General features: G+C 35.1%; 8 protein-coding genes. 1 reads left to right on the top strand and 7 read right to left on the bottom strand.

Going from position 1 to position 8816, the window contains the following annotated elements:
- Positions 1-99: 99 nt before the first annotated feature.
- Entirely contained in the window at positions 100-1434 is a 1335-nt protein-coding gene (locus JEM49_RS08185) for an SLC45 family MFS transporter (protein ID WP_087176238.1), read from the bottom strand.
- 175 nt (positions 1435-1609) lie between these two features.
- On the opposite strand from JEM49_RS08185, the gene JEM49_RS10590 reads away from it, so the two are divergent.
- Entirely contained in the window at positions 1610-1792 is a 183-nt protein-coding gene (locus tag JEM49_RS10590) for a hypothetical protein (RefSeq protein ID WP_087176239.1), read from the top strand.
- Positions 1793-1833: 41 nt separating this feature from the next.
- Here the strand turns inward: JEM49_RS10590 and JEM49_RS08180 are convergent, their stop codons facing one another.
- The 6 genes from JEM49_RS08180 to JEM49_RS08155 all read right to left on the bottom strand — a co-directional run bounded on the left by JEM49_RS08180 (position 1834) and on the right by JEM49_RS08155 (position 8758).
- The gene (locus tag JEM49_RS08180; protein WP_087236187.1) at positions 1834-2406 is read right to left on the bottom strand and encodes an SGNH/GDSL hydrolase family protein; all 573 of its coding nucleotides are present in this window, start codon (positions 2404-2406) and stop codon (positions 1834-1836) included.
- A complete protein-coding gene (locus JEM49_RS08175) occupies positions 2403-3437 on the bottom strand; it encodes an AI-2E family transporter (protein WP_201874614.1) in 1035 nt (344 codons plus the stop codon). The genes JEM49_RS08180 and JEM49_RS08175 overlap by 4 nt, the downstream gene beginning before the upstream one ends.
- 126 nt (positions 3438-3563) lie before the next feature.
- The gene (locus JEM49_RS08170; protein ID WP_201874612.1) at positions 3564-4337 is read right to left on the bottom strand and encodes a putative ABC transporter permease; all 774 of its coding nucleotides are present in this window, start codon (positions 4335-4337) and stop codon (positions 3564-3566) included.
- Positions 4338-4434: 97 nt separating this feature from the next.
- Positions 4435-5820, bottom strand: coding sequence for an Ig-like domain-containing protein (locus JEM49_RS08165; RefSeq protein WP_242509811.1), 1386 nt, complete (start codon positions 5818-5820; stop codon positions 4435-4437).
- Between the two features lie 202 nt (positions 5821-6022).
- Positions 6023-7423 (bottom strand): C69 family dipeptidase, encoded by a 1401-nt coding sequence (locus JEM49_RS08160; protein WP_087363543.1) that lies wholly within the window; start codon positions 7421-7423, stop codon positions 6023-6025.
- Between the two features lie 78 nt (positions 7424-7501).
- Positions 7502-8758, bottom strand: a complete 1257-nt coding sequence (locus tag JEM49_RS08155) for a restriction endonuclease (RefSeq protein WP_242509810.1) — start codon at positions 8756-8758, stop codon at positions 7502-7504.
- Between the last annotated feature and the right edge of the window lie 58 nt (positions 8759-8816).

Genomic DNA, 8816 nt, shown 5'->3' with positions numbered 1-8816 from the left:
GAAAAAAACGATCAAAACCTCAAATTTGAGAATTTTGATCGTTCTTTTTATGGCCTAGGATTTAGTTTTTTCCCAGACACTTTTTTACCTTAATTATTTTCATTTAACATAGGCTTCTTTAATTCCAATTACCGACAAAGCTGCTAAAAAGCCTGAAATCCCAGTAATTAACATCATCGCTGGCATGGAATTTCCTACCATTGGAAAAATAATAAAACTAAGCAGTGAAGCAACAATCTGTGGTAAGCAAATTGAGCAATTGAACAAGCCTAGATATGTCCCCATATGTTTGCCTGATAAGGCATTAGAAACCATCGTCAATGGATAAGTATTCATCCCTGCCCAACTAATACCAATCAATACAAAAGATAGAATCAGCATTCCTTGTGAATGAATTAAAAAGATTGAAGTATAGCCAATGGCTCCTAGTAATAAACTTAAACCATAGCCTAATTTATGATGGTTATTAGGCACCTTGGCTAATACATATGACCAAATTACTGCTGCAATTGATTGTACAGCTGTTAATACACCAAACCAATTCCCAGCAATCTGATAGCCTGCAGAAGAAGCATTCGTTGTATGCCAAACATTTTCTGCAATTGCGCCCGTAGCATATGTTGATAAATACTGAAAAGAAATCCAACAGAAGAATTGAACTAATGAAACTTGCCAGAATACTTTTGGTGCCTTTTTTAGCAAGTTAATCCAGCCGCCACCTTCTTGATTATCAGATTCCTTAATGCCATGATAACGAGCATAAGTTTCTGGATCATATTCATGAACTCTAAAAATTGTAAATAATGAAGTAATTACTAAAACTGCTGCACCAACATAAAATGAAATAACCACTGACTGTGGCACTACTCCCTTTTTGGCAGTGTTGGCAACACCTAGTGTCGTTAATAAGAATGGAAAGAATGCAGCAATTACGGCACCAAAGTTTGAAAGCATACTTTGAATACCATAAGCATATGACTTTTGTTCATCATTAACCATGTCACCAATCATCATCTTAAATGGTTGCATGGCCATATTCGAAGCAACATCAAGAACAGCAATAGCCACAGCACCGAATATCAATGCTTCAATTGAACCATATCCCAGACCAAAGCTGCCCACATTAGGTAAAATTACCATAGTTAAAACAGCGAAAATCATTCCTATTAATAAATACGGTAACCGACGTCCAATTTTAGGAATCCATGTCCGATCTGACAAAGATCCAATCCCTGGTTGAACTACCAACCCTGCTAACGGTGGCAGAATGAAGAACCAACCAAGTTTAGTTGGATCTGCACCCAAAGTTTGAAAAATTCTGCTCATTTGAGAAGTTTCCAAAGTAAAGGCAATCTGCACACCTAAATAACCCAAACTAATCATCCAGATTACACTACTAGCTAATGTAGGCAAGCCCACTTTTTCTGCTTTCATTTTTCCCTCTCATTTTCTCTCTTTTAAATCGCTTACATCAAATAAATATAGTCATCATTGTAAGAGCTTTCAACGTCTGATCTATTGTTAACGGTAACTAAATTTTATAAAAGCTTAAGGTCCACAATATTCTGCTAGTAGTAAAATATTAATCATAGAAATTGGAGGTATAATTATGCTTTCATTATTATTGGTAATTTTCCTACTTTGGCTATTTTTCAAATTGGGAATCGGTTTAATTAAAATTTTCGGCTTCCTAATTATGGCAGGATTGATTTTTATTTTTTGTGCATACTTATTAATCCCTTTTCTCGCCATCATTGGTATCGGAAGTCTCATCTGGGCATTAGTTAGATAAAAATTAAAGCAAGGTTATCTATATTTGATAACCTTGCTTTTTTACATTTCTTTCAATTCTCGCCTAATCAAACTTGCTAGTATTCCATATCCTTTATCACCAAAATGCAAGCCATCATTTTTTATTCCCCGAGAAATATCGCTTAAATCGCCTGCATCAATCATTGCTTGGCACAAATCTGCATAATGAAAATGATATTCTTCTGCTATCTCTTCAACCACTTTCGCATATTTTTTTACCAACTCATTATTGCGTACATGTTGCTTCTGCTCATCTACTGCTGGCGGCGAAATGAGCAATACATGTGGCGGATAGTACTGACAAATAACCGCAGAGGCAATTAATTCCATATTTCTTTTAAATTGCTCTAGCGGAACCTGCTTATGTGTTGCCAAGTCATTTGTTCCTAATAAAATCACCAAATTATCGCACTTTTTCACGCTCAATACTAATTCATTTAATCGAGCAAAAAATGCTCCTGAATTAATTCCCGAAACCGCAGTATTTTCAATCTGAATCTCAGGCAATATCTGCTTTAAATTCCAGTTAATATGTGGCTCGGTCTTCCCTTCATATCGAGCAATAATGCTATCGCCTGTAAGTAGTACTCTCATTTTAATTTAGCTTTCTTATCCTTTTTAGTAGGTTTGATATTTAAAACGTCTAATAAAAAAGTGAAAATCGGAACTCCTACAATTAGTCCCCATGTACCCCAAAAATGTTCTGCTACAAGAAGTACTAAAAAAGTATAAAAGATCGGTAATTCTGTCTTGCTGGCCATAAACTTAGGATTTAGCACATACGCCTCGATTGCATGAATAATCATGATCATGACAAAAATATAAATCACATAGCGAATGCCGCCGACGGAGTACCCTACGATACTTAATGGAATCAGCGAAATAATCACACCGGCAACTGGTACTAAGCTTAAGATAAATACCATCAAGCCTAAAGCTACAATTTGTGGCATTTTCATAATCGCCAAACCAATCATGGTAAGGGCCGTATTACAGATTGCAATAAAAAATTGTGCTTCTAAAACTACACCAAAAGTATTAGTAAACTTTTTGCCAAAGTAACGAATATCTTCAAATAACCATTTTAAGTAGCCGCTTTTAACAAATAAACTTGAAAACTCTCGCATCTGCTTTAATTCGATAGTGTAAAAGAAGCTTAAAATAAGCGACATGAATGTTGCAATCGTCAACGTACCAATATTAGTAGCGGTATGAAAGGCAAATGTCATGGCACGCTTTGCCTGTGTAACAAGTTCACCTTTGCTAATGTAATGCGTTACATACGACATTAACCGCGATGACTGATTCGTCTCATAAAACGCCATTACGGATTTGACCATCTTAGAAATCTGTCCAACCAACATCGGCATATAAACCGTAATGACAAAATAAAGTAGTGCCAAAATAATTAAATACGTCACTACAACAATTGCGCCGGTTGGCATTTTAGAAACATAACGCTGTACGAAGTGAATCAAATGCACAATAACATATGTAAAAATAAACGTTAACAAAATCGTATTCATCATCGCACGCATTTCATAAAGAAAAGCAACAATGATCAAAAATACTACAAACCTGCGCAAAGGAATATTATTTTTGAATTTCTGCCAAGCAGTATCCATAACCTAACCTCGTTTTCTCTAACTCATATGTTTGATTGTATCATTCCTAAATTTGTTCTTGGTATTTCTATACCACTTTCCACTAAAAAAATAGACAACTCAATTGAGAGTTGTCTATTTTGCTATCTAATCTTCTTTTTTCAAAATATCTTTTTTGATTTCCATAAACTTTGGTGCATCAAGTACTTTTAACTTAGGGAAACTCTTAAGAAAACGTTTATGGTTCCAGCTTAATTTATATGGCTGTAATTCATTATAGTGCTGCATTACTGAATGATGCCAATCGCCAACTTTTAACTTACCTTTTTCAGGCATTCTGCTTTCAACTTTGATTCTTACGCGTTCAATGAATTGATTGATATGGTCATCCCACATCTTGGTCGTAGTATGGAATCTTTCTACACTGATCATAGTTAAGACTGTATCGAGTCCCATTACAATCGTAATACCTACGGCTAACCAGCCATGAGTATCTCTTTCTTCTATGTTTATAATATCTTGAACAAATGGCTGCACAAATTTTACCAGTAACACCACTCCAATTCCCCAAAAGAGCGAAATGATTGGAGCTACTCTTCCTTGAACGTTTCCCCATAAGTGAGAATAATCCCATAATTTCATATGAAAGACTTTTTCAAGAAAGAAACTAGCAAAATATTCAAAGACTGTTGCAACAATAAATCCAATTACAAATAAAAGAAATAAGTTATCTTGTACATCTTTGGTACAAATTAAAATAGTCGTAATTGCAAATCCATAGACTGGACAATATGGTCCAAAAAGAAAGCCACGATAATCATAATGATGATCTTTAATTGAACAGTAGCAAGTTTCCCATAGCCAGCCAATAAAAGAATACGTAAAAAATAAAACAATAATTTCTGAAATTGAGTATGGCATATTATATCTCTTTCATGATACAAAGTTATAACTCCATAATACGTGAAAGATCAAGTTTTATCTATCAAAAATCCGAATTTTATAATTAATATACTTTTTATTTTGAAAATTTTCTTTTAATTCCTAATATTCCTGCCAGCAAAATGAATACACCCATCAAACTTAAAATGCCATTTGTCCTTTCACCAGCTTGTGGCAATTTGCCTGAACGACTTCTAGATGAATGCTCCTTAGTTGAAGAATGTTTTAGTGATTTAATATCATCATCTTCTTCATCTAAGTCGGTATCATCACTTGAATCGCTATGCGTAACCTTTTGTTCTTTCTTGTCAAAGCCACTTAGCTCTTTAGGATTTACATCCTTAGCCGCTTCAAATGTAGATTCCGGTGTACTTGTCTTAGATAACGTCTTGACTGGCTCAACATCCTTATCGTTTGTTTGCTGACTATCTTTTTTATCGTCTAATAATTTGAGTAGTTTTGAGAACAATATGGACAATCCTCTATCTTTTTCAGCTTTCTCAAGAGTCTTGCGTCGTGCCATTTCATCATTGCTCTCACTACGGATCCCCACAAAAGTTGCATCATAATCATCTAAAATTCTCCCTTCGTATAAACTACTTTTTCTTTTATCTTCATTTTTTAACTGATATTCTAATTGGATCTTATTAATCCCGGTAATCGCTTTTTGTTCCAGAACTTTCGTCTTATATTTAATAGTAAAAGTTCTATGTGATCGTCCCTTATTATTTAAACTAATCAACAATTTATTTTGATCAAATTTAACTTCTTTCTTGCCTAACTCGATAAAAATATCATCGGTTTCGATTCCTACCGTATTTTTATTAAATTCCAGACCCTCTGGTAGCTCATTCAAAATTTTTATCGGTCCTAAAAATTCTTTTTCATCAGGATTTACTTTTATTTCCCATGCAATACTATCTTGGTGTTGATTCAATTTACCAATAATTTCAGTAAAAAGTGCCTCTTTATCTTCAGGTTCAATTGTTAAGACCTTCTCAATTTTTCCAGCATGCACAGTTAGTTCTTGTTTATCATTCGCTGAATTACGAACCAAAAGATCAAATGTTAGCTGACCTACAAGGTGATCATACTTTTCAATCTTGTTATTAAATTTCACTAAAACGCGATTGGTTTCAACAGTATATGTCCCAACTTTTTGCTCGTTATCATTTTCGTCTTTAATGATAATATTTTTAGTTTTATTAATTCCTTTTGCCTGGACTTTATCAGATTCACTCCAGGTAATAGTCAGTGAATCATCACTTTTCAACTTATCCTTCTGATAACCGGTAAGCTCCACATTAACGTGAACTAGCTGACCACTCTCCACTTTTTCTGATCTGCCATCGTTAAGAACGATCTTAGTAAAATTATCACTCACGGCAGCTTGAACGTTTTTTGCTCCTTTGACCCACATCAGCATTAATAAAAGCACAACACTGACCAGTAATTTTTTCATATCATATTCCCTCATTAACTTTTAGATTCGTTAATTGAGATTATACAGAGGAAAAAAGTAAAAGATAGCTATTCGGTAAAGGAGAAAAACAATATATATTTTTCGTAATTGCTTTTGTGACAAAAGTTGATTTTTGTTCATCACATAAAACAAAACTGATCAAAAAAGCCCGCCTCTCGGCGAGCCTTTCTTAATTTCAAGCTTAATAATTCAATTTGATTTGTAATGCACCAGTTTCAACACAATCACCGAAGCATTTCATTGCAGCATCGTATGCAGCTTTTGCAGTTTGCTCATTAGCATTATGCAGTTTCTTTTGTAATTCTTCACCAGTTAATTTCTCAGCTTCTGCATCAGTTTCAAGTAAAATATGACGACCTGCAGCTAATGTTTGTTGCTTCAATTCTTCGACTGAAGCGCTGTAGCGGAATGGATGCTCATCAACAATGGTAGCGATAGCTTGGGTCAGCCAATACATATTTTTGATATCAAAATGTTCCTTGGTATCACGGTAAACGCTAGGCGTATCAAGCACGTTGGTATAGTATGGCGCAATGCCATTGAATGTATTAGGACCAAAGGCTAACCATTGAACGCCAGCTATTTCCTTAGGGACATCATTTCTAATTTGTAAAATTGATAATTCCTGATTACGTTGAAAACCAATCGGACGAAAAGCATGACGGTCTGCATCAGTGCCTTGTAAGCCATAAGGATCATACTTAGTATGTTGATAGCGTGATGATAAAGCATACTTGAAATCTTCAATAGTTAATAAATGTTCAGGCTTTTTAATGAATGGCAAGTTAGGATCATCAGGCTCATGAACATCACTTGGATTAAAGAGTTTTTGAATATACCATTGGCGCGGAATGTTGTATTCATAGTCTGAATCATCGTGACTACCAAAGATATGACGAAGATTATATGGATTACCGCTGTGATCAATATCTAAGTGATACTTTTCAATCATTTCTTCCAAATCAGCGGAAGCCATCGTATCATCACTAGCAAAGTCAAAATCGGTGATGCTAAACCAGTTTGGCGCAGCGATGTAACAATCATCTGGAATTCTTTGAGCTGCCCAGTGATGGCCACCGATAGTTTCCATATACCAAACTTCATCTTTATCTGAGAAGGCTACGCCGTTTGATTCATAAGTGCCGTATTTTTCTAGATATTGCCCGAGCAATTTTACCCCTTCACGAGCTGAATGAATATAAGGCAAAACGATCGTAACGAAGTCTTCTTCACCGATTCCCTTTTTGTTCATTGGGTCAACGCCCAAAATACGTGAATTGGTAGTGCTGGTTTCGGTGGCACTCATTGCAACATTAGCGGCGTTGATGCCGGCTTCGCCCCACCAGCCCATGGTCTTCATGGTTGATTCAAGTTCTGGCACAGCGGTATAACGCATAGGATTGTCAGGCAAATCTACCTTGCACTTAGAAGTTACTGATTGATAATCTTTAGGTTGCTTGTCAGGCGTTACGACGATGAAACGTTTAGGATTAAAGGCGTGACCGTAGTCTTCGTTTCTGGCAATTAAAGTTGAACCGTCAGCCGTAGCTTTTTTACCGGCTAAAATTGTTGTACATGGCATTTTTTATCCTCCTATAATTTTGTTCTTTTTAGTCTATTGCAGAACACTTGAGAAATAATTAATGGATAAAACATTTAGCTACTCTTCTTTCAGAATATCTTCTGGTGATTTAAAAGATTGATCGCGACTCAATGAATCTAAATATTCTTGAAGAGTTATATTTTTCTCATAGATATATTTTCTTACGGTCTGTGCAACCTGCTTACCACTAATTAACATGATTGGATAATCGTCTTCCAGTATTTCGCGTTGAGCTGGGTCGCTGAAAAAAGATGTAGTCACAAATGCTGCAATCCATCCACGCTTTAACCTAGCAACTACTCTATCAACGGCTTCTCCTGTTATACGCTGATCTCGTCGGTAACATTTAGCTTGACCTAATACCACCTGTCTAACTTGGCTAATGCCCTTAGTTCCAATATCTACTCGTAAAACAAAATCATAACCACCATCACCAGATGATTTAGTTACCCAACCATCATGGCATGCATCCCCAATAATTAATCGTGTAATTTCTTTAGCTAGACCTTCAAATTCAAAATCTCCACTATGAGCTTTTGAATTATCTTTCTTACGATAATATTCATAGATTTGATTCAAAATTTTATCATCTGCGGAACCAGGTGTAGGCAGTTGCTCCTCTTTTTTAGAAGTACTTCTTCCATAAACCTTTCGGCGAACTTTTTCTAAATCTCCAGTCCTTATCCAAAATTTCCATTCTTTAGGAGCTAGTGCATTGGCTAAAGAAAGAAAATTTTTATCTTTAGCTGCCTGTTTTCTCGCTTCAATCCAGGACCAATCAAAGCCTTCCTGTTCTTTTTTCATTGAAAATACACAGAAAGTGAATAAATAATTGGAAAAATATGCTTTATCTGCCCCACTACCTGTGTATTGAGTTACCAATTTAACATTTTTTATCACACCATATCCGTGAAAAATTCTTTCTCCCTGTTTACGTGTTTCAAAAAATACAATAGGAACAGCAGTAGCTCTTACTTCGGGATTAGGATCATGACTAATTTTAAATTGATCCAACAAATATTTATTCCCTCGTGTAGTTGCAGGATCTGTGTCAGGTCTTTTATTATCACCATAATAATTTATATACCCAACATCTTCATTAAACTCATCTTCCCATGGATTATAGTTAATCCCTCTGGATTTCGTATTACTTGAAATAATAATGCATTCATTTTCAGCAGGTTTAAAAATTCCAGCTTGATTAAAATAATTTTTCTTTCCATCTTTTAAATGGGTTGCAATAAAATAATTTTTCGAAGAATCATCATCTTCAGAAATATAATATGTATGTAGTGACCCTCGAAATTCGGACATGAATCTCGAGGGTTTTACTATGTCTAAACTAACTAAAAAGGATAAAATTCATATTTTT

This window comes from Lactobacillus sp. A27 (assembly GCF_016742815.1).
GTDB classification, from domain to species: Bacteria; Bacillota; Bacilli; order Lactobacillales; family Lactobacillaceae; genus Lactobacillus; species Lactobacillus gallinarum.
Note: the sequence above shows the minus strand (reverse complement) of the source record. Positions and strands in the feature narration are given on the sequence as shown.

Excerpts from the sequence above, each read along its gene's own strand:
- JEM49_RS08180 (WP_087236187.1), bottom strand. The coding sequence starts at position 2,406 with ATGAGAGTACTACTTACAGGCGATAGCATTATTGCTCGATATGAAGGG.
- JEM49_RS08155 (WP_242509810.1), bottom strand. The coding sequence starts at position 8,758 with ATGTCCGAATTTCGAGGGTCACTACATACATATTATATTTCTGAAGAT.
- JEM49_RS08185 (WP_087176238.1), bottom strand. The coding sequence starts at position 1,434 with ATGAAAGCAGAAAAAGTGGGCTTGCCTACATTAGCTAGTAGTGTAATC.
- JEM49_RS08175 (WP_201874614.1), bottom strand. The coding sequence starts at position 3,437 with ATGGATACTGCTTGGCAGAAATTCAAAAATAATATTCCTTTGCGCAGG.
- JEM49_RS10590 (WP_087176239.1), top strand. The coding sequence starts at position 1,610 with ATGCTTTCATTATTATTGGTAATTTTCCTACTTTGGCTATTTTTCAAA.
- JEM49_RS08170 (WP_201874612.1), bottom strand. The coding sequence starts at position 4,337 with ATGCCATACTCAATTTCAGAAATTATTGTTTTATTTTTTACGTATTCT.
- JEM49_RS08160 (WP_087363543.1), bottom strand. The coding sequence starts at position 7,423 with ATGCCATGTACAACAATTTTAGCCGGTAAAAAAGCTACGGCTGACGGT.
- JEM49_RS08165 (WP_242509811.1), bottom strand. The coding sequence starts at position 5,820 with ATGAAAAAATTACTGGTCAGTGTTGTGCTTTTATTAATGCTGATGTGG.